This window comes from Methylobacterium sp. HJ2 (assembly GCF_056431005.1).
The window spans coordinates 324,177-345,032 of record NZ_JBWJYM010000001.1 but is presented as its reverse complement, the minus strand read 5'-3'; the positions used below and the strand labels follow the sequence as shown (position 1 = coordinate 345,032).

Here is a 20,856-nt window from a genome sequence, read left to right as displayed (position 1 = left end):
CCGCTTCCCCGGGCGGCGCGCTAGCCGTTCGGATCGGCGGCTCGGTCCGCCCCGTTGGCGAGATCCCGCAGCCGGCTCGTGTCGAGCGCCGGCCGTTCGATGCCGTCGGTGCCGAGCACGGTCGCGGCCGTCAGGCCCGACTCCGGGCCGGCTCCCGGTGTCGCCGGGCCGGCGAGGTAGGCGCCCGCACCGAGCAGGACGGTGCAGAGGGCGGTCGCGGCGAGCAGCGTGGTGAGAAGCTTCATCGCCGATCAACAGGCACCGACCGGCCCGCGTTCCGCCACCCGCGGCCGGACCGGCCCGCGCCTCAGCTGAACAACAGGGCGCTGCGCGATCCATCCGACGCGGCGGCGCGCAGAGCCCGGAGATAGCTGGCGCGCTCCATCAGACGCTCGGCCGCCCGGCTGCCGGGCCGAGAAACACAGAGGCGGCGCGCGAGATCCTCCAGATCCTCAGGCTCGATGCCGTTCCAGTCCAGGCCGGCCGCCGGAGCCGCAGCAGCCGGCACTGATAGGACTCCTGCTGACGAAAGGCGGCCCTGCATGACCGAACACCCGGGTGCGACGCTGTCCATCGATGATGGCCGGGCCATCGTGCCGCCGGACCGATGAGCATTGCCTGAACGGCCACGCTTGTGGCGACCGACCGCCGTCACGGTTTCGTGACGCGCCGGGGCGCCGGAAACCCGGACGCGCCGACGCCGCGACACCAGCGGGAAACCGGCTCGCCACAGGGTTGCCCATGAGTGAGGCGATACATGTCGCCCGGACGTCCAGACGAGGGGTTTCTCCTGCCACACGCGTTACTGCGGCGCTCGCTCATCGCCGCCTGCCTCTACATCGGCATCGCTTGCGCCATCATGGCCGTCGCCTGCGTGCTCGACTGGATCGACGCACCGGATGCCGAGGGGCAGATGGTGGAGGTCGAGGATGGCGGTGGCAATCCGGCCGGCGAGACCGCGGCCTCGGCCTCCCTCTGGACCGATGCGCGGTGAGGCGGCCATGCATCGGGCGTGGAGCGCGTCGCCGATCCGTGGGTTAGGATCGTCCCATGGACAACGTCATCCGCCCCACCTTCGGCAAGCCCGCCCGGACCGCTGAACCGGAGCCCGCGTCGCCCGGCGCGGAGGAGGCCCTGGCCCTGCGCGTGCTCGGAATGGCGAGCGGCTGGTGCGTCGGCGTGATCGAGGACGCGTCGGGTCCCGAAGGCCCGACGCTCAAGGTCGTGGTCGGTGCCGACGCCCGCCAGACGGTCGAGGCCGTGGCCGTCATGCCGCGGACCCCCGAGGGCGCGGCCGATGCCGAGATGGTGGGCCTCGCGATCCTGCGCACCCTCGAGATCGTCGGCGAGCGGCCGGACCCGGCGATCGCCTGAGCCGCGCCATCCCGCATTCCGCGCTCCGGCACGATTTCGCCCGGCTGGGGTTGTGCCGAGCGGAGTCCCGCCCTCGCAACACGGAGCCCGCATGCCGCGTCCGACGATCGCCCTACTCCTCCGCCTCACCTGTCCTCTCCTGGCTTCTCCCGCCCTGGCGGCGGGGCCGCTCAGCGACCATCCGGTGGTGATCGACGGCGACACGGTCGAACTGGCGGGGCAGCGGATCGACCTGTACGGGATCGACGCGCCGGAGGCGGCCCAGACCTGCGAGACGGCGGCGGGCACCGTCTATCGCTGCGGTCAGGCCGCGCGCGAGGCCCTGCGTCGCCAGATCGGAACGGCCACGCTCTCCTGTATCCCGCACGGTTCCGGGACCGGCGGCCATCTCGTCGCGACCTGCCGCGTCGACGGCGTCGATCTCTCGGCCTGGATGGCCGCGCACGGCCAAGCGCTGGCCAACCGGGCCGTCTCGGCGGCCTATCTGCACGCGGAGCGCCGGGCCTGGGCGACGCGTCGGGGCCTCTGGGCAGGCGTCTTCGAGGAGCCGGCCGACTGGCGCAAGGCCCGGCAACGGGCGCAGGCAAGTGGCGTGGCGGATTAACCCGCGCTCAATCCCGGGCGGCCCCGTCGAAGCGGCCACGCGCCGCCTGGATCTCGGGGAGATGGGCGAAGGCCCAGTCCCCGAGGGCCTGGACCGGCCCCTGCAGGGAGCGGCCGAGATCCGTCAGCGCGTAATCCACCCGCGGCGGAACGGTCGGGAAGACGGTTCTGGTCACCAAGCCGTCGCGCTCCAGCCCGCGCAGGGTGAAGGTGAGCATGCGCTGGGAGATGCCGGAGATCATCCGCTTCAGTTCGTTGAAGCGCCGCGGCCCGTCCTTCAGCATCATCACGACGAGCACGCTCCACTTGTCGCCGACGCGCGCGAGCACCGTTCCGACGAGCCGGCAATCCTGCCCGCCATGCACGCGCAGCGCCGCCGCGGTTCCCTCGCTGTGCCCCGGTTCCAAGATTGTGCCTCCTTGCGCGACGCCCGAAGTGGTCATCTATAGCGCCTCGGTTCATTTCTGATACCGAGGATCAAACATGAAGCTCCTTCACGTCGACGGCAGCATCCTGGGGTCGCATTCCGTCAGCCGCGCGGTCTCGGCAGCCATCGTGGAGCGGCTGCGGGCCGAGATCCCCGGGCTCAAGGTCACGTACCGGGATCTCGCGGCAGCGCCGCTGCCGCACCTGTCGGGTGCGGTGCTCGCCGGGCAGCAGCCGAACGCCACCAACACGCCGGACGTGCAGCACGACATCGAGCAGGGCCGGCAGGCCCTGGAGGAGTTCCTGGCGGCCGACATCGTGGTGATCGGCGCGCCGCTCTACAACTTCACCGTCTCCAGCCAGATCAAGGCCTGGATCGATCGGATCCTCGTGGCCGGGCGGACCTTCCGCTACACCGCGTCCGGCCCCGAGGGCCTCGCCGGCGGCAAGCGCGTGATCGCCGCGGTGGCACGGGGCGGGCTCTACGGACCCGGCACACCGGCGGCGGCCCACGAGCATGCCGAGACCTACCTGCGCACGGTGCTGGGCTTCATCGGCATCACGGCGCCGGACATCATCGTCGCCGAAGGCATCGCGATCGGCCCGGAGGTCCGCGAGAAGGCCCTCGCAGGCGCCCTGGCGCAGGCCTCCGCCCTCGCCGCCTGAGGCGGCCTCGGCTTCCGCGGCGCGCGGAAGCCGTTCAGAACGGCCAGCGCGCCTCGTCCGCCTCGGCCGGCTCCTCGAGCCGCTCGCCCGGGGCGACGAGGCCGACGATCGCGTCGAGGGATTGGGGCACCCGGATCGTGCGCCCCGCCGCGGTGATGAAGGTCTCGTTGCGCAGCGGATCGGTGTCGCTCAGCGCCTGGACGCTCGTCACCCGCAGAAGATGGCGGCAGCCGTCCCCGTCCTGGACCTGCAGATAGGCGCCCACGCGGCGCACGGCGTCCATGACGGCCTCAGCCCGCGAGCAGGCTCTCGCCGAAATCCTCCGGCACGGAACCGAACCGGGCGAGGATCGTCGCGCTCTCCAGTTCGCCCGTCTCGTCGTCCGCCACGATCTGCAGCGCCGCGGTCCCGGGCAGGCGACCCGCCATCGCCTCGGCCTTCTTGAGCGCCCCGCTCGCCGTGCCGGTCACCTCCTGAGCACCCGGCATCAGGCGCTGCCGCCGCAGCGTGAAGGTCTGCACCAGGAACGTGGTCTTCAGGCCCATGCCGACCTCCCTGCCGCCGGCCGGCACCCGATCGGGGTCCAGGGTCGGGCGGCGCATTTGTTCGACATTTGTTCTAGCACGGAAGCGCGGGCGAATGCATCCTCCGCCCGCCGGAATCCGCCGGGCGGCTCAGCCCTTCAGGCAGGTGCTCAGGAAGGCCCGGCGCTCGGCGCCCTTCAGGCTCTTGGCGGACGCATCGACGTTGCAGGACTTCATCTTCTCCTGCTGCGGCGTCAGCGTCTTGGCCGGGGCCGCGGCGCTCTTGCCCGCGAGACACTCGGCCATGAAGCTCTTGCGCGCATCGCCTGCGAGCTTCTGCGATCCCGCATCGGTATTGCAGGTCTTCATGCGGTCACGCTGGGCCGCCTGGGCGGCGGACGGTGCGGAGGTCGCGGCCGGCGACTGGGCCGAGACCGGGCCGGCCACGCAGAGGAGGACGGGAAGAAGGACGAGCGCGCGCATGGGCCTGGGCTCCAATGTAACAACCCAGCGTAGCAACACACTCATGGTTCAGCCAGCGCGATCCCCACGGCGCCCAGGGCGCGACGCCGGTCATCCCCAGCCGAAGCACATGCGGGGCGAAGGGGGCCGAGGATCCTCCGGAACGCCGCCCTGCGCGGAGGACATCGCTCACGCAGAGTTGAATTCACTGGCTTAACCGTTCGTTAAGACTTCAGGAGATGGATAGTAAAGCTTAAGATGCCGTAAGATATGTTACGGCGCGCCAGTCCCGCTTCGGGAGCCGAGGGGCATGGCATGGGTCAAGCGAACGAAGGTCGCCGCATCCTGGTGGTGGAAGACGACGCCGCACTGCGCCAGACGCTCGGCCTGATGTTGCGAGCGGCCGGGTATTCCGTCGATCTGGTCGTCAGCGGCGCGGAAGCCGTGGAGGCCGTGCGGCACGCAGCCTACGATCTCGTGCTGGTGGATCTCGGCCTGCTCGACAGGGATGGCGGCGAGGCCGGCGTCGCCCTGCGGCGCAGCGTGAGCGGCAGGCGGAGGATCCCCGTCGTAGCTCTCGCGGAGCGCGACGGCGGCGCGGCGGCCGACCGCTGCCACGCCGCCGCGCTCGACGGCTACATCACCGAGCCCTTCCGGCTGCCCAAGCTGCTCGACGAGGTCCGACGCTGGACGAGCGGCTGGACGGGCTCCTCGGGCGCCGACGCCAGCCCTCCGATCTGGGACCGAGCCCACTTTCGCGAGCTCGCCGACGGAATGGGCACGGCGCGCAGCGAGACCGCCCTGAGCATGTTCGAGGACCACCTCGCCAGCAGCCTCGCGGCGATCCGGGCGGCACCGGGCGACGCGGACCTGCTCGCCCGCGAGGCACATATCTTCGTCTCGCTCGCCGGGATGTTGGGCTTCAGCGAACTCGCGCAGGTCAGCCGAAGCATCGCCGCGCCCGATCACGACCGGTCGCAGACAGACAGGCTGAGCCGATTCGAGATCGCTGGCGACCGTACCCTCAACTGTCTTCGCAACGCGCCTCACTCCGCCCTGGCGTAGCGCTCAAGACCTCTCGATCAGGCCTGTCATCATGCCCCGGATCTCGCGATGGTTGCCGGTCGCGTCGCGCCGGCTCCCGCACTGGAGCCTCTCCGCCCGTCACATCCAGATCGGCGTTCTCCTCGCGGGGCTCGGCCTGATCGGGCTGGCCTGGGCCGGCCTGGCCTACCACCTCGCCAATCGCGAGGCGGCGTTGCGGGAGCAGGCACACCGCGACGTCCGCAATCTCTCCATCGCCGTCGAGAAGCATGTCGAGCGCCTCTTGGTCGGCGTCGACCAGGTCATGCGCTTCATGGCGGACGACCTCGCCGACGACCCGGCCGGCTTCGACTTCCGGTCCTGGCTGAAGCGCGCGACCTCGCTGGAAGCCGTGACGCATCAGATCTCGATCTTCAACGAGGCCGGCGAGCTCGTGGCCGCGCGCACGCCCGTGGCCCCCGGCATGCCGCGCTTCAACGTGCGCGACCGCGCCTATTTCCAGGCGCTCTCGGCCCGGGCCGACCTCGGCCTCTACATCGACCGCACCTTGCAGGGCCGACTGACCGGCCGCTACGTCCTGCAGACCGCGCGCCGCCTGACCCGGACGGACGGCAGCTTCGCGGGCGTGATCGTGATCTCGATCGATCCCGAATACCTCTCAAGCCAGTTCGCGGCCCTCGACCTCGGGCCGGGCGGCAGCATCGGCGTCTTCGGCCATGACGGATACATCCGGGCCCGCCATCCGCAGGTGGCCGGCATGTACGAGAAGAACGTGACGACCCTCGGCAGCGACCGGGGGGTGTTCGACCACCTCGGCGAGGCACCGCAGGGCAGCTACGAGGTCGCCAGCGCCTTCGACGGGCGTCCCCGCATCTTCGGCTATCGCACGGTCGGCGCGCTGCCGCTCGTGGTCACCGTGGGCAAGCCCCTCGACGAGATCCTGGCCCCCTACGCCCAGGAACGGGATCGCGCGGTGCTCGCAGGGCTCGGCTTCACCGCCGTCACCCTGGCGATGCTGCTGCTCCTGCTGCGGGGCCTTGAGTTCAAGCACCGGCAGGGCCTGAGCCTCGCCGAGGCGAACCGGACCTTGCTGGAGCAGAAGACGGTGGCCCGGATGGCCGAGGCGCGGGCGCAGGAGGCCAACAGGATCCTCAGGCTGGCGGCACAGATCGCCCATGTCGGACACTGGCGCATCGAGGTCCCCACGAACAGGCTGACATGGTCGGAGGAGGTCTTCCGGATCTACGGCCTCGCGGAGACGGTCGAGCCGACCATCGACGCGGCCGTCGCGGCCTATCACCCGGACGACCGCGCGCGCGTGGCGCGCTGCGTGGACGAGGCTGTCCGGCACGGGCAGGCCTTCGACTTCTCGGCCCGCGTGGTGCGACCCGACGGCAGCGTCCGCGACGTCGTCAGCCGCGGCCTATGCGAGCCGGGTCCCGACGGATCGGCGGTCGCGCTGTTCGGGACCTTCATGGACGTGACCGAATTGCGCAGCGCCGAGCGCGCACGCGGCCGGAGCGAGGCCCTCTACCGCCTCCTCGCCGACAACAGCTCGGACATGATCAGCCGCATGGATTTGGCGGGCAACCGCCTGTTCGTCTCGCCCGCGTCCCGCGACCTTCTGGGCTACGAGCCGGAGGAGCTCGTCGGAACGAGCCCGCAGGGCATGATCCACCCCGACGACGCGGCCGGCCTCGCCGCCGTGCTGGCCGATCTCAAATCCGGCGCGTGCGAACAGGCCATCAACGTGAACCGGCTGCGCCACCGCGACGGCGGCTGGGTCTGGGTGGAGGCCTCGCTGCGGCTCCTGCGCGACGAGGCGGGCGTGCCGTCCGGCATGATCGCCTCGGTGCGGGACGTGACCGACCGCAAGCGGGCCGAGCAGGCCCTGCAGGAGAGCGAGCATCGCTTCCGCCTGCTCGCCGAGAACACCAGCGAGCTGATCATGCTCGGCCACGACGACGGCCGGCGCTCCTACGTCTCGCCGGCCGCCCGGCGCCTCCTCGGCTTCAGCCCCGAGGAGCTCGCCGCCATGCGGCTGCGCGACTACGTCCATCCCGACGACCTCGCCCGCCTCTACGCGACCACGCAGCGCCTCAGCGGCGGGGTCGCGGAGGTGGCGTGCATCTACCGCGCGCTGAACCGGGACATCGGCTGGATCTCCGTGGAGGGGACCTTCCGGCGCATCCCCGACGCCCGGCCCGACGAGCCGAGCATCGTCGCCACCTTCCGCGACGTCACGGAGCGGGAGCGGCAGGCCCAGCTTCTGGAGCAGGCGGCGGCGGCGGCGGAGGCGGGCGCGCGCGTGAAGGCGGAGTTCCTGGCCAACATGAGCCACGAGCTGCGCACCCCCCTCACGGGCATGCTCGGGGTGCACGATCTGCTGCGCAGCGATCCGGCGCTGTCGGAGCGCCAGAGGCACCTCATCGGGCTGGCCCAGGATTCGGGCCGGTCGCTGCTCGCCATCGTCAACGACATCCTCGACTTCTCCAAGATCGAGGCCGGGCAGCTCGCCCTGGAGCCGCTGCCCTTCAGTCTCGGCGACCTTCTGGAGAGCTGCCGACAGCTCGCGGCCGAGACCCTGCGGGGCAAGCCCGTCGCCCTGATCCTGGCGCCGTCCGACGCGAGGGCGGACTGGCTCGTCGGCGACGTCACCCGCCTGCGCCAGATCCTGCTCAACCTGCTCACCAACGCGGCGAAGTTCACGAGCCAAGGCCGGATCACCCTGTCGGCGCGCTACGACACGGCGGGCCGGCATCTGCGCGTGGCGGTCGCGGATACGGGCATCGGCATCCCCGCCGACAAGCTGCCCCACCTGTTCGAGCGCTTCAGTCAGGCGGACGCCTCGACCAGCCGCCGATACGGAGGCACCGGCCTGGGGCTTGCGATCTGCAAGCGGCTCGTCGAGCTGATGGGCGGCGAGATCGGCGTGATGAGCGAGCCGGGGGCCGGCTCGACCTTCTGGTTCTCGGTGCCCCTGGCCTGCGCCGAGGGGTCCGGGACCGTCGCCGCCGCGAGCCTGCTCTCCGCGCCGGCCGGCCGGGCCTTCCGCCTGCTCGTGGCCGAGGACAACGCCGTCAACCAAGTGATCCTGCGCGGCGTGCTGGAGCAGAAGGGACACAGCCTGACGATGGTGGAGGACGGGGCCGAGGCGGTCGCGGCGCGCCGGGACGGCGGCCCCTTCGATTTGATCCTGATGGACGTGCAGATGCCGGGCCTCGACGGGCTTGAGGCGACGCGCGCGATCCGCCGCTGGGAGCGGGCGCAGGGTCAGCCGCCCGTCCCCATCGTCGCCTTGACGGCCAACGCCCTGCCCGCGGAGGTGGCCCGGTGTCGCGAGGCCGGCATGGACGCGCACGTCGCCAAGCCGATCGATTGGGGCACCCTGTTTGCCACGATGGAGCGCCTGCAGGCCGAACGCGGAGAGCCGGCCCCGCGCGGCCTCGCCCCGGTCGCGCCCGAAGCGCCGATCCTCGATCACGCCATGCTGGACGATCTCGCCGGGGTGCTCGGCGCGACGGGCATGCGCCGGCTGATGACCTCCTTCGTCGCCGAGATCCGCAGCCGGGTCGCCCTGATGGACCCGGCGGCGGGCGCCGAGGACGTGGTGCGGCACGCCCATGTTCTGGTCGCGCTCGCCGGCCAGCTCGGCTTCGTCGAGTTGTCGGCCTTCTGCGCGGCTCTGGAGCAGAGGGCGCATGCGGGACAGGCCCTCGGCGACCTGGAGCCCCTGCCGCGGATCGCGGAGCGGGCCCTGGCGGCGGCGGCGGCCACCCCCTACGCCCAGGCGGCCTGAGCGGGGCGCTCGGCACGCCCTGGAGGCAGGATCCTCGTCCCTATCGCCGTCGCGGGCTTCGCGGCCCGGATCGGCGGCTGCAGGGGCGTCGGATCGAGCGCGGGCGCCGGGATACGGCCCCCCGGGGTCTCAAGGCCATCATCCGTCCCCACAGGGGCGGCTATTGCCCGGCGCCGGCCCCGGGAAGGCCGGCGTTGAAGTCCCGGCGCTGAACCGCCGGGCAGAGGACCTCGAAGCGGCACCCGCCCCCGACCGGGTCCGTCACGGCCAGCGAGAACCCGTGGAGCTTGGCGATGGCCGCGACGAGGCCGAGCCCGAGACCGTTGCCCAGGGTCTGTCGGGCGCGCTCGGCCCGATAGAACCGCCGGAACACCTGTTCCCGCTCGGCGACGGGGATGCCGGGGCCCGTATCCTCGATCGAGACCACCGCGTCGCCGCCCCGGCTCGTCAGCCCGACGCGGATCCGGCCGCCGGCGGGCGTGAACTTGACCGCGTTGTCGAGCAGGTTCGACACCGCCTCGAAGATCAGGCTCCGGTCTCCCGCGACAGGATGCAGCGTGCCGTCGATGTCGAGACTGAGGCCGATCCCTTTCTCCTCGGCCAAGGGCTCGAACAGTTCGGCGGCCTCGCTGACCACGAGCCCGAGATCGACCGGGCCGAAGGCGGCGCAGCGCCGGCCGTGCTCGATCTCGCCGATGCGCAGCACCGCCGTCACCATGTCGAGCGTCTGGTCGATCCAGACGAGCCCCTGATCGACCGCGGCACGCAGTTCCGCGAGATCGCGCGCCTGCTCGCGACCGCGCTCGAGGCGAAGCCGCAGACGCGTGAGAGGTGTGCGCAGATCGTGGGCCACGGCGTCGCCGACGCCGCGCACCTCCTCCACGAGGCGCTCGATCTCGTCGAGCATCCCGTTGACGTCCTGCGCCAACCGGTCGAACTCGTCCCCGGCCTCGCTGACCGGCAGGCGCTGGCGCAGGTCGCCGCGCATGACCCGCGCGACCGCCGCCTCCGTGGAAGCGAGACGCCGCCGGGCTCGCCCGGCGAGAAGGACGCCGCCGAGCATGGAGAAGGCCAGGGTCGGAACCAGGGCGAGGCCGAGGGCCCGGATCACCGTGGCCTTGGCACGATCGATCTCGTCGGTGTCATGGGCGACCACCACGATCGTCCCGTCGCTCGCGGCCATAGCCGCCGACCAGAGCTCCTCGTGCAGGCGTCGGCCGGCGATGGCGACCTCGGTGCCGATCCGGTGAACCTCGCCGTCGAGGGGCAGGTCCGCCGGCCGCGCTTCGAGATTGCCCGCACGCTTGCGCCCGTCGGAATCGAAAAGACCCGCGAAGTGCACGCTGTGCAGGTCCTCGCTGATCCAGGTCTCGATGCGGCCGGCGGCCAGCGCCGGATCGCGGGCGGCGTAACGGACCTCGTGGCGCAGCACCGCGCCGAGCTCGCCCTGCATGAAGGCGGCGGTCTGCCAGTAGACGAAGGCGAAGAGCAGCAGCGCGAGCAGGGTGGACCACAGCGCGATGCCCAGCGCCCAGCGGAACGCGATGGAGCGGACGAGCCTAGACATCGGGCGTGAGGACGAAGCCGGCACCCCGGACGTTGTGGATGAGGGCCGGTTCGCCTTCGAGCTCGAGCTTCTTGCGCAGGCGCCCGACATGCACGTCGATGAGGTTCGATTTCGGGGTGAAGCGATAGGCCCAGACCTCCTCGAACATCATGGCACGGGTCACGACCTGGCCCGGACGGCGCATCAGGTATTCGAGCAGCCTGCGTTCGCGCGGCAGGAGGTCGAGGCCGCGCGGGCCGCGCCGTCCGGTTCCGGCGATGAGGTCGAGTTCCAGGCTGCCGACCCGCAGGACGGTCTCGCGCGTGTCGGTCGGACGCCGGAGCAGCGCCTCGATCCGGGCCGCGAGTTCGCCCAGGACGAAAGGTTTTGCGAGGTAATCGTCGCCACCCGCGCGCAGGCCGCGGATGCGTTCGTCGACATCGCCGAGAGCGCTCAGGACCAGAGCCGGCGTCCGGTCGCCCGAGCCCCGCAGGTCCCGCAGCACGCTGAGCCCGTCGAGCCCGGGCAGCATCCGGTCGAGGACGATCACGTTCCACGCCGCCGAGCGGGCCGCATCCGCTCCCTCCGGCCCGGTGGCGGCCCAACCGACCTCATGGCCGCGCCCGCGCAGATCCCCCAGCACCTCTGCGGCGGTCGCGGCATCGTCCTCGATCAGAAGCAGCCTCGCCACCCGTGTCCCCCAATCCGCGTCCCCGCCAATGACCGGGACGGCCTGCACGGCACGCCCGGACATGTGGTCCGACGGGCGTCTCACGCCACGATGTGAACGCGAATTTAATGGTTTGCGCCACAGGCCGTCCTATCTCTTAGAACAACTCTAATCTGAGGGACGGACCGAATCGTGCTGCTGACGGAGGAGATGGGCGTGGCCGCGCGCGGTGAGGCCGAAGCGGCCGGCCGCGTCGAGGGCGGCGAACCTCTGGCCGACCGACCATCGGTCGTCAGCGGCGCTTCGGGCGCGGCCTCCGCGGGCGGCCGGCACCGCCGGAGCTTGGCCTGGGCCGGCCTGCTCCTCGCCTTCGGGCTCGGGCTTGCGGGCTGGTGGTATCGGGACGTCATCCTGTCTTTCGCCGAACCGGTCCTCGTTCGCATCGGGATCGGTTCCGGCCAGGCTGACGCCGACCCGCAACCGGAGGCCGCGAAGTCCGACGCGCCTGCGGACGACAACGCCGTGATGCTCGATGCCGAGGGGCAGCGTCGCCTCGGATTGGCGTTCGGGCAGGCCGAGACGCGCCGGATCGTTCTTCCCGTGCGGGCGCCTGGGACCATCGCCTTCGACGAGCGCCGGGTGACGCATCTGAAGCCCCGGACATCCGGGCGGGTGATCGGCCTGGCCGTGCAGCCCGGCGATCGGGTCAACGTCGGCCAGACGCTCGCCACCCTCGACGCGGCCGGTGTCCTCGACGCGCGGAACGGTCTGGCCGCGGCACAGGCCAGTCTCGGGGAGGCCGAGGCGACCGAGCGCGTGGCCGAGACCAACCTCAAGCGCGGCACCGACCTGGTCAGGATCGGAGGGGTGGCGCAGGCCGAAGTGGACCGGCGCCAGGTCGAGCTCGCCAAGGCGCATGCCGCGACCCTGTCGGCCAGGGCGCAGGTGACGCTCTACCGGGCCCAGTACGAGCGCCTCGCTCCGCCCGCGGGCGAGGCGGCGGGCACCAGCGCCATCGTGTCGCCCATCGAGGGCGTCGTGACCGCGGCCGGCATCACGCTCGGCGAGGTGGTCGATACCGGCCGCGACGCCTTCACGGTGGCCGATCCCTCGCAGATCCAGGTGCTCGCCAATCTCTACGGCCACGACATCGCCACCGTGAAGGCGGGCGACCGGGCGACGATCGCGGCCCCGGTCCCGGACCATCCGCGCTTCGAGGGCCGGGTGCGCTCGGTCAACGCCGCCATCGATCCGATGACCAACACCGCTCCGGCCCGGATCGAGGTCGCCAACCCGGACGGCGTCCTGCGCGCCAACATGTTCGTGTCGGTGGAGATCGCCGCCGACCTCGGCCGCGACGGGGTCACGCTGCCCGCCGCCGCGATCCAGCAGGCCGAAGGCGGCCCGATCGTCTTCGTGCGCGCGGGGGCGGAGCGCTTCGAGAAGCGCGCGGTGACGCTCGGGATCGAGCGGGCCGACTGGGTCGAGGTCCGGGCCGGCGTCGCGGCGGGCGAGACGGTGGCGACGCAGGGCAGCTTCGGCCTCAAGGCCATCCTGATGCGCGCGCTCCTCGGCTCGACGGATTGAGGGCGCGATGAACGCCTGGTTCGCCCTTCTCGTCCGCCGCCGCTGGCTCGTCCTGGTGATCGCGCTGGTCGGCGCGGCCGGCGGCGTCGCCAACCTGCGGGGCCTATCCATCGACGCGGTGCCGGACATCTCGCCGAAGCAGGTGATGGTCCTCACCCTGTCGCCGGGTCTCGGCCCCCTGGAGGTCGAGCGCCTCGTAAGCTTCCCGGTCGAGAACGCGATGGCTGGCGCGCCGGGGCTCACGGGCATCCGCTCCACGTCGCGCTACGGCGTCTCGGCCGTCTACATCACCTTCGACGACGCCCTCTCGGTGACCGAGGCACGGGCGCAGGTGTTCCAGCGCCTGCCGCTCGCCAAGGCGATGATGCCGGCCGGAATCGGCGACCCCGAGATGGGTCCGATGGCGACCGGCCTCGGCGAGATCTACCAGTTCGAGATGCGCGGCCCAGGCTATTCGCCGATGGCGCTGAAGCGCATCCTGCAATGGACCGTCGCGCCGAAGCTCAAGCTGACCCCCGGCATCACCGACGTGAACGTCTACGGCGGCCAGATGCCGACCTACGAGGTTCGCGTCTCCGCCGAGAGCCTGCACCGCTACGGGGTGACGATGGGGCAGGTCTACACGGCTCTGTCCGAGAACAACGCGGCGCGCGGCGGCGCCTATATCGAGCACAACGATCAGCAGGAGGTCATCCGCGGCCTCGGGCTCGCCAAGACCACGTCCGACCTCGCCAACGTCGTCGTGAGCACCGGTCCGGGCGGCGTGCCCGTGACGATCGCCAACCTCGGCGAGGTCGTGGAGGCGCCCAAGGTCCGCCTCGGCGCGGTGACGCACGATGGCGCGGGCGAGACCGTGGTCGGCATCGCGATGATGCAGCAGGGCGAGAATGCCAGCGCCGTCGTCGAGCGGGTCAAGCAGACCATCGCGGATCTGCGTCCGCAGCTGCCGCCGGGCGTGGAGATCGTGCCGTATTACGACCGCAGCAGCCTGGTGGCGCGGACCATCCGCACGGTCGAGCACAACCTCGCGGAGGGGGCGATGCTCGTCGTCGTGGTGCTGCTCCTCCTCCTCGGCAACCTGCGGGCGGGGCTGGTGGTCGCGGCCGCGATCCCGCTCTCGATGCTGATGGCCTTCGCGGGCATGCGGCTGCTCGGGCTCTCGGGCAACCTGATGAGTCTCGGCGCGATCGATTTCGGCCTCATCGTGGACGGCGCCGTGGTGATGATCGAGAACGTCCTGCGTGCCCGGGGCGAGCACCCGGACCGGCCGGCCGAGGACGTGATCCGGGAGGCCACCGTCGCGGTGGCGCGCCCGATCCTGTTCGCGGTCGCCATCATCATCATGGTCTACCTCCCCGTGCTCGCCCTTGAGGGCGTGGCCGGCAAGATGTTCCGGCCGATGGCGCTCACCGTCATCCTGGCGCTCGCCGGCTCCCTCGTCCTCACCATGACGCTGATGCCGGCCCTCGCCGCCATCGTCCTGGCGGGGCCCGGCATCGGCGAGCGCGAGACGCGCCTCGTCCGCTGGATGCGCCGCGCCTACGCCCCGGTGCTGCGGCTCGCCGAGCGCCGCGCCGGCCTGACCGTTCTGGTGACGCTCGGTCTGTTCGGCGGCAGCTGCCTCCTGGCGACGCGGCTCGGAGGCGAGTTCTTGCCCAAGCTCTCGGAGGGCTCGGTGGTGGTGACCTCCGAGAAGCTCCCGGGCATCAACCTCGATGCGTCGCTGGCCGTCATGCACCGCATCGAGCAGACCCTGCGGAGCTTTCCCGAGGTCAAGCGGGTGGTCTCGCTGACCGGCAGCGCCGAGATCCCGACCGACCCGATGGGCGTCGAGTCCACCGACAGCTTCATCACCCTGGCCGACCCCGCGACCTGGACGACGGCCCACAGCCAGGACGCGCTCGTGGCAGCCTTCGACAAGCGCCTGCGCGAGGAGGTGCCGGGCGTGTCCTACGCCTTCTCGCAGCCGATCCAGATGCGGATGGACGACCTGCTGGAGGGCGTGCGTGGCGACGTCGCCATCAGCCTGTACGGGGACGACCTCACGGTCCTGAAGAACACGGCCGACGCCATCGTGCGGGCGGTCTCCGGCGTATCGGGGGCCGCCGACGTGAAGGCCGAGGCCCAGGCCGGCATGCCCGCGCTCTCCATCCAGATCGACCGTGCGGCCGCCGCCCGCTACGGCGTCAACGTCGCCGACGTCCTCGACGTCGTGGAGAGCATCGGCGGGCGCACCGCCGGGATGATCTACGGCGACGACAATTCCATCACCGACATCGTGGTCCGGCTGCGCGCGGTCGACCGCGGCGATATCCAGCGGATCCGCGATCTGCCGGTCGGCCGGACCGGCAAGGCGCTGGTGCCGCTGTCGATGGTGGCCTCCGTGGCCGTGGCGACGAGTCCGGCCCAGATCAGCCGCGAGCGGCTCCAACGCCGGATCTCGGTGCAGGCGAATGTCCGCGGCCGCGACGTGCAGAGCTTCGTACGCGACGCGCAGCGTGCGGTGACGGCGCAGGTGACGCTTCCGCCGCGCTACTCCCTGCAATGGAGCGGACAGTTCCAGAACCTGCAGGAAGCGACAGGCCGGCTGTCGGTGGTCGTGCCGGCCGCGATGGCCGCGATCCTGCTCCTGCTCGTGGTGATGTTCGGGGACATCCGCTTGGCCGGTCTGATCTTCCTGAACGTGCCCGTCGCGGCGACCGGGGGCATCGTCGCCCTGTCCCTGCGCGACCTGCCCTTCTCGATCTCGGCCGCCATCGGCTTCATCGCGACCTTCGGCATCGCCATCCTGAACGGCGTGGTCCTCACCAGCTACATCCGCGAACTCGAACGCGTCGGGCTCGACGCGCGCGAGGCGGCGACCCGCGCCGCCGAGCAGCGCCTGAGGCCCGTGCTGACGACGGCGCTCGTCGCGACGCTGGGCTTCCTGCCGATGGCGCTGTCCACCAGCGCGGGCGCGGAGGTCCAGCGCCCCCTCGCCACCGTCGTGATCGGCGGCCTCGTCACGGCGACGCTCCTCACGCTCGTCGTGCTCCCGGCCGTCTATCCCTACCTCGCCCATCTCCGGCTACCCTGGAGCCGCCGGGGTCCGCCCGAGGCGGACCGGGCCAGGATGGATCGAGCCAAGACGCGATCCCACCAGGTCGGCGCCGACGGCTGAGCGCCGGTCTGTGCGAGCCTTGGCGCGCGCGATCCCTCACTGCCGCACCGGGCTCCGGCCCGGCATTGTCCGCGGAGCTTCCCTCGACGGCCTTCGTCACCCGGCAGACGGCGCTCTCTCGCCGCGGTCTCGGGGGCCATGCGCTCTGGTTCGGGACGGTCCCGGTGTCCCCGGTGCGGACGAGCGCCGCACACCGGGGGCGAACGCCCGCGATGTCAGTGAGAGGATCCCATCCCGAGATGGCGCGTCATGAATTCCGCGGTCGCATCGAGCGCTCGGTACGCCTCCGGAATGGGGGCGTAGATGAAGCCGTGGAACATGCCCGGATAGGAGAGAATCGTCGCGTCGAGGAAGCGGGCCGATAACCGCCGCGAATCCGAGAAGAGGAGATCGTCCATTCCCACAACCACCAGGGTCGGCGGCAGCCCGGCCTGGCTTCCGAACAGGGGGCTGGTTCTGGGATCGGCCGGATCCGCGTTGCCGGCCCAGAGACGACCCGCCTCGCGCAGACGGTCCGCGTTCAGCAGCGTGTCCAACGTCTGCAGGGCGGGTTGATCGTCGCCACCCACGGTCACATCGAGCCACGGATAGTACAGCACCAGCCCGGCAGGCATCGGTTGCCCGGAGTCGCGCAGGCGCTGTGCGAGCGCGAGCGCGAGGCCGCCGCCGGCGGATTCCCCGGCCAGCACCACGTGGTCTGCCCCGACCTCGGAAACCAGTTGCCGATAGACCGCCTCGACGGCGTCGAGACCCGCGCCGACCTGATGTTCCGGAGCCAAGGGATAAAGGGGGAGGATCATGGTCGAGCCCGTCCGATCGACGAGAGAGTCCGTGAGCGGCCAGGTCAGATCCGTCAGATCGAAAACATAGGCGCCGCCATGCAGGAAGAGGATGCGCGTCGCCGGCGTCGTCCTGGTCTTGGGGCCCACGCGAAAGCTGCGCACGCCCGCGATCTCGGCATCGGCGACATCGTACCGCTTGGTCAATCGATCCGGCGGCATCGCGGGTCCTGCCGCGCGATTCTGCTCGATCTGGCGCCGGAATGCTTCGGCCGACTGGTCGCCGCCGCCATAGAAGACCGGCACGATGACCTTTGCCACCACCCAGCCGGACATGCTCGTGCCGGTCCTGTGCGAGAGGATGGCCACGAGGACCGTGAGGAGGGCCGCCCCGCCTCCGAGAACGATCAGGATCCGCCTGAGCGGTTGGAAGCGCGTCGTCATGTGTCGGTCCGTCGTGAGCATCGAAGTCCGGTCTGCCGCTCGAGCCCGGCGTCGAACCGCGAAGGCCGGTCAGCAGGATAGGTGGGCCGCACGGCGTCCGCCGCGACGGCGGGGCGAAGGGCGCGGCCGAAGCCATGCGCCGGCAAGTCTGTCCGTCCCCCAGGATCATCCATTCCGACGGGGTGGACGCGCCGCATCGGACTTGAGATTCGGGTCGCGATGGGCGGCAGACCGCCCGGCATCGCGCGGTCCCTCGTAGGTTTCCCACGGATCGCGCTGCCTCCTCCCGGACGCGGCTCCGTTTCGGGATCCGCGCATTCAGGGGAGGCCGGGCGCCGCGCGTCGCCGGGCGGGCCTGCGTTCGGTGGCGCGATACCGCGCGCCCGAGCCGCCGGATGGCGTCAGCGGTGAACCGGGTCCACCACGGCGGCAGGGCCCGGAGGGCCTTGCGGCACGCGCTCGTCGCGTCAACGATGCTCCAACTGCCCGCGCAGCAAGGACCAGTACGAGACGGGGACGAGACGTTCGATCAGGGCCGCGATCTTCGCATCGGTGCCGACGAGAACCCGCTTACGACGGCGCTCAACCGCCTTGACGATGATCTCCCCCGCCACGTTCGGCGGAAGGCGAAGTTGCGCATTCATGAAGGCTCGCCCTCGCGCGATCTCCTCGGCGGTGGCCGAGGCGGGCACCCGGGCCGTGTCGGCGATGGCCGTCGCGATACCGCCCGGATGCACGACCGTGACCCCGATCTGCGTCGTCCGCAATTCGTGAGCGAGCGCTTGCGAGAACCCTCTCACGGCGAATTTGCTGGCCGCATAGGCGGTCTGATGCGACGGGGCGATGATGCCGTAGATGCTCGACAGGTTGACGATGCGCGCTTCCGGGCTTTGCTGCAGCAACGGCATGAAGGCGCGCGTCATGCGCACCACGCCCCAGAAGTTGATATCGAAGAGCCACTCGAAATCGGCCTCGCTCACGAGGTCGAACGTCCCGCCGACCGCCACGCCCGCATTGTTGACGAGCACGTCCAGGCCGCCATGTGCCGAGACGATGGCGGCCGGGCAAGCCGCTATCGCCTGAGGGTCGGACACGTCGAGCCGATGGCAGGTCACCCGCCGGCCCGCGGGTAGGAGCCTCACGGTCTCTTCAAGGCCGACCTCGTTCAGGTCGGCAAGCGCGAGATTGCAGCCCCGCCGTGCCAACGCGATCGCAATGCCACGTCCGATTCCACTCGCCGCGCCGGTGATCAGCGCAGTCCGCCCCGTCAGATTCATCATACCGGAGGTCTCCGAATTCGACGCCGTCAGGCCGCAGTCCGGGTCGCGCCGGCACGCCCGAATCTCATGGTGCCGTCATCGACCCGGCCGTAGCGGATCGAGATCAGATCAAGCACGTAGTTCTGGTAGAGCTTCCAGGGTTTGCGTTGGCCTTGCTTGGGGAGGATGTCGAGCGCCCGCTGGATGTAGCCGGAGGTGAAATTGATCACCGGCACATCGCCGACGCGGTCCGCGGCTTCGGGCTGGCACCATGCCCCACCGCGCGCATCCATCCGGTTGAGCAGGCGACAGACGTACTGCGCCGTCAGCTCGCATTTGAGCGTCCAGGAGGCATTGGTGTAGCCGATTGCCACGGCGAGATTTGGGACGCCGCTCAGCATCATCCCCTTGTAGAGATAGGTTCGATTCGGCTCGACGCGCCGCCCATCGACGCTGAGCGCCATGCCGCCGAGCATCTTGAGACGCAGGCCGGTCGCCGTCACGATGACGTCCGCGTCGAGCGTAGCGCCGGAGCGCAGGCGCACGCCGGCCTCCGAAAAGGTCTCGATATGATCGGTGACGACCGAGGCCCGGCCGGACCGGATCGCCGCGAAGAGATCGCCGTCCGGCACGAAGCACAGGCGCTGATCCCACGGCTTGTAGGTCGGCGTGAAGTGCTTCGTCACATCGTAGTCGGGCCCGAGCTGGGCTTTCACGCCGCGCAGCAACCGGGCCGCGAGCGTCTTCGGGGCGCGCCGGGCGAACTGGTACAGGACGATCGCCGCGCCAACGTTCTTCCACCGTGCCAATCCATGGGCAAGCCGGGCCGGCAGCCATTTCTTGAGCCCGTTGGCGATCCGGTCCTCGGCCGGCAGCGACATCACGTAGGACGGAGAGCGCTGCAGCATCGTCACATGTGCCGCCGTCTTGGCCATCTCGGGCACCAGCGTGACGGCGGTGGCGCCACTGCCGATCACCACCACGCGCTTGCCCGAATAATCGAGGTCCTCCGGCCAGGCCTGCGGATGGACGAAGCGTCCCTGAAAGCGCTCCATGCCGGTCCAGGCCGGCAAATGACCCTGTTCGTAATCGTAATAGCCGGCACAAGCGTACAGAAACTGGCAGGTCATGCGGATCTGCTTGCGGTCCGGCCCCACCTGGATGTCGACGGTCCAGCGCGCTTGAGTGGAGTCCCAGGAAGCCGCGACGACGCGGTGGCCGAAGCGGACACGCTCGGCGATTCCGCCATCGGCAGTATCCAGAAGGTATTTCCGGATCGAACCGGCGTCCGCGATCGCGCGATCTCCGGTCCAGGGACGAAAACTGAAGCCGAAGGTATAAAGATCGGAATCTGAACGTAGGCCTGGATACCGAAAGAAATCCCAGGTGCCGCCGATTGAATCGCGGGCTTCGAGAATTGCGTAGGTCTTTCTAGGGCAGCGTGTTTGTAAATAGTGACCGGCTGCGATACCCGAAATACCTGCGCCTATGATCAGAACGTCCATGTGCGACGGGATCGTCTCGGATCCACGAGACGAAGCGTCTACGCTTCCCACGTCCAGGACCATCAATTGCTCCCCCCTATTTTTTAGGCTTTCAAATCTGATAAGGTACACACCTTATCGATGTCAATACCCGATATCTCGCCGTTTATACAACTTCCGAGTGAGATTATCTGGATGCGCACAACGTTAGTCAGATCGATCTTCGGGATGGGAGCGCGGCCGCCCCGCCGGAGATCGAGGTCGACATGGGCGATCCAGGGACGGTTGGGAGGTTGCCACGCGCTCCCGCGCCGCCCTAGGAAGCGTTGAGCAGGACGGATGGAAGATCAGGCATGGTAGAGGCTGTATCGGCCCGGCGCCCCACGACCCGCATGCGCATCCTCAATGTGAGTCGAGAGCTGTTCAACGATCGCGGACCACGCGCCGTCACGACTGCGGAAATCGCCGGAGCCGTCAGTATCAACGAGGGAAATCTCTACTACTACTTCCAGCGCAAGGCGCAGTTGCTGGAGGCTCTGTTCTTCGATTACGAGCATGCCGTGAATGCCACCGCCACGGCCTACGCGGTCACCGGCGACGAACCGGAGCGGTTCCGCGACTATCTGGCCGGCTGGTTCCGCATCATGTGGGAGTGGCGCTTCTTTTATCGCGATACGACCACGGTCCTCCAACTCGCGCCGGACCTCAAGCCTCGTCTCAAGGCGCTCAACGACGAGGGGCACGCGTTCACCCGCATGGCCGTCGAGGAGATGGTCAAGGCCGGACTGGTGCAGATCAGTCCTGAACGAATCGAACCGATCGTGATCAATGCCTGGATCGTGTCGAGCTACTGGATCGATTACCTGCGCTCGCGCCGCGGCATCACGGAGTTGACCCGCGATCACATCGATTGGGGATCCCAGCAGGTGATGAACCTGTTCCTGCCCTACCTGACTTCGGCGGGCATGGCGGTCGTGGGCGGACCGTCGACGAGTTCGCCGGATACGCCGTCTTAAACTGGAGATCTGC

General features: G+C 70.1%; 20 protein-coding genes. 9 read left to right on the top strand and 11 right to left on the bottom strand.

Going from position 1 to position 20,856, the window contains the following annotated elements; all coding sequences use genetic code 11:
* Positions 1 to 20: 20 nt before the first annotated feature.
* Complete coding sequence (locus ACS5RC_RS01560; protein WP_478342060.1) at positions 21 to 245, bottom strand: hypothetical protein; 225 nt, start codon at positions 243 to 245, stop codon at positions 21 to 23.
* 62 nt (positions 246 to 307) lie between these two features.
* Positions 308 to 508, bottom strand: a complete 201-nt coding sequence (locus tag ACS5RC_RS01555) for a hypothetical protein (RefSeq protein WP_478342059.1) — start codon at positions 506 to 508, stop codon at positions 308 to 310.
* A gap of 249 nt (positions 509 to 757) precedes the next feature.
* On the opposite strand from ACS5RC_RS01555, the gene ACS5RC_RS01550 reads away from it, so the two are divergent.
* The 3 genes from ACS5RC_RS01550 (at position 758) to ACS5RC_RS01540 (ending at position 1,978) form a co-directional block, all read left to right on the top strand.
* The gene (locus ACS5RC_RS01550) at positions 758 to 994 is read left to right on the top strand and encodes a hypothetical protein (protein ID WP_478342058.1); all 237 of its coding nucleotides are present in this window, start codon (positions 758 to 760) and stop codon (positions 992 to 994) included.
* A gap of 56 nt (positions 995 to 1,050) precedes the next feature.
* Positions 1,051 to 1,374, top strand: a complete 324-nt coding sequence (locus ACS5RC_RS01545) for a hypothetical protein (RefSeq protein WP_478342057.1) — start codon at positions 1,051 to 1,053, stop codon at positions 1,372 to 1,374.
* Positions 1,375 to 1,465: 91 nt separating this feature from the next.
* The gene (locus tag ACS5RC_RS01540; protein WP_478342056.1) at positions 1,466 to 1,978 is read left to right on the top strand and encodes a thermonuclease family protein; all 513 of its coding nucleotides are present in this window, start codon (positions 1,466 to 1,468) and stop codon (positions 1,976 to 1,978) included.
* Positions 1,979 to 1,985: 7 nt separating this feature from the next.
* On the opposite strand, the gene ACS5RC_RS01535 is transcribed toward ACS5RC_RS01540, so the two are convergent.
* Entirely contained in the window at positions 1,986 to 2,384 is a 399-nt protein-coding gene (locus ACS5RC_RS01535) for a winged helix-turn-helix transcriptional regulator (RefSeq protein ID WP_478342055.1), read from the bottom strand.
* A gap of 76 nt (positions 2,385 to 2,460) precedes the next feature.
* Here ACS5RC_RS01535 and ACS5RC_RS01530 point away from each other — a divergent pair, with 76 nt between their 5' ends.
* Positions 2,461 to 3,069: an FMN-dependent NADH-azoreductase gene (locus ACS5RC_RS01530; RefSeq protein ID WP_478342054.1), complete on the top strand. Its 609-nt coding sequence runs from the start codon at positions 2,461 to 2,463 to the stop codon at positions 3,067 to 3,069.
* A gap of 34 nt (positions 3,070 to 3,103) precedes the next feature.
* Here the strand turns inward: ACS5RC_RS01530 and ACS5RC_RS01525 are convergent, their stop codons facing one another.
* From ACS5RC_RS01525 to ACS5RC_RS01515, 3 genes are all read right to left on the bottom strand, one after another.
* Positions 3,104 to 3,352, bottom strand: a complete 249-nt coding sequence (locus ACS5RC_RS01525; protein ID WP_478342053.1) for a hypothetical protein — start codon at positions 3,350 to 3,352, stop codon at positions 3,104 to 3,106.
* A 7-nt stretch (positions 3,353 to 3,359) separates the two neighbouring features.
* Positions 3,360 to 3,614, bottom strand: coding sequence for a hypothetical protein (locus ACS5RC_RS01520; RefSeq protein ID WP_478342052.1), 255 nt, complete (start codon positions 3,612 to 3,614; stop codon positions 3,360 to 3,362).
* A 129-nt stretch (positions 3,615 to 3,743) separates the two neighbouring features.
* The gene (locus ACS5RC_RS01515; protein WP_478342051.1) at positions 3,744 to 4,076 is read right to left on the bottom strand and encodes a PsiF family protein; all 333 of its coding nucleotides are present in this window, start codon (positions 4,074 to 4,076) and stop codon (positions 3,744 to 3,746) included.
* 294 nt (positions 4,077 to 4,370) lie between these two features.
* On the opposite strand from ACS5RC_RS01515, the gene ACS5RC_RS01510 reads away from it, so the two are divergent.
* Complete coding sequence (locus tag ACS5RC_RS01510; protein ID WP_478342050.1) at positions 4,371 to 5,120, top strand: response regulator; 750 nt, start codon at positions 4,371 to 4,373, stop codon at positions 5,118 to 5,120.
* A 52-nt stretch (positions 5,121 to 5,172) separates the two neighbouring features.
* The gene (locus ACS5RC_RS01505; RefSeq protein ID WP_478342049.1) at positions 5,173 to 8,898 is read left to right on the top strand and encodes a PAS domain S-box protein; all 3,726 of its coding nucleotides are present in this window, start codon (positions 5,173 to 5,175) and stop codon (positions 8,896 to 8,898) included.
* Between the two features lie 160 nt (positions 8,899 to 9,058).
* On the opposite strand, the gene ACS5RC_RS01500 is transcribed toward ACS5RC_RS01505, so the two are convergent.
* Positions 9,059 to 10,465: an ATP-binding protein gene (locus ACS5RC_RS01500; protein ID WP_478342048.1), complete on the bottom strand. Its 1,407-nt coding sequence runs from the start codon at positions 10,463 to 10,465 to the stop codon at positions 9,059 to 9,061.
* Positions 10,458 to 11,135, bottom strand: a complete 678-nt coding sequence (locus ACS5RC_RS01495) for a response regulator transcription factor (RefSeq protein ID WP_478342047.1) — start codon at positions 11,133 to 11,135, stop codon at positions 10,458 to 10,460. The genes ACS5RC_RS01500 and ACS5RC_RS01495 overlap by 8 nt, the downstream gene beginning before the upstream one ends.
* 171 nt (positions 11,136 to 11,306) lie before the next feature.
* Here ACS5RC_RS01495 and ACS5RC_RS01490 point away from each other — a divergent pair, with 171 nt between their 5' ends.
* Entirely contained in the window at positions 11,307 to 12,701 is a 1,395-nt protein-coding gene (locus tag ACS5RC_RS01490; RefSeq protein ID WP_478342046.1) for an efflux RND transporter periplasmic adaptor subunit, read from the top strand.
* A gap of 7 nt (positions 12,702 to 12,708) precedes the next feature.
* Positions 12,709 to 15,861 (top strand): efflux RND transporter permease subunit, encoded by a 3,153-nt coding sequence (locus tag ACS5RC_RS01485; protein WP_478342045.1) that lies wholly within the window; start codon positions 12,709 to 12,711, stop codon positions 15,859 to 15,861.
* Between the two features lie 215 nt (positions 15,862 to 16,076).
* Here ACS5RC_RS01485 and ACS5RC_RS01480 read toward each other — a convergent pair whose 3' ends face one another.
* The 3 genes from ACS5RC_RS01480 to ACS5RC_RS01470 form a co-directional block, all read right to left on the bottom strand.
* Entirely contained in the window at positions 16,077 to 17,084 is a 1,008-nt protein-coding gene (locus ACS5RC_RS01480) for an alpha/beta hydrolase fold domain-containing protein (protein ID WP_478342044.1), read from the bottom strand.
* Positions 17,085 to 17,551: 467 nt separating this feature from the next.
* Positions 17,552 to 18,364, bottom strand: a complete 813-nt coding sequence (locus ACS5RC_RS01475) for an SDR family NAD(P)-dependent oxidoreductase (protein ID WP_478342043.1) — start codon at positions 18,362 to 18,364, stop codon at positions 17,552 to 17,554.
* A gap of 26 nt (positions 18,365 to 18,390) precedes the next feature.
* Positions 18,391 to 19,848, bottom strand: coding sequence for a flavin-containing monooxygenase (locus ACS5RC_RS01470; RefSeq protein WP_478342042.1), 1,458 nt, complete (start codon positions 19,846 to 19,848; stop codon positions 18,391 to 18,393).
* Between the two features lie 371 nt (positions 19,849 to 20,219).
* On the opposite strand from ACS5RC_RS01470, the gene ACS5RC_RS01465 reads away from it, so the two are divergent.
* Positions 20,220 to 20,843, top strand: a complete 624-nt coding sequence (locus ACS5RC_RS01465) for a TetR/AcrR family transcriptional regulator (protein WP_478342041.1) — start codon at positions 20,220 to 20,222, stop codon at positions 20,841 to 20,843.
* Positions 20,844 to 20,856: the final 13 nt, after the last annotated feature.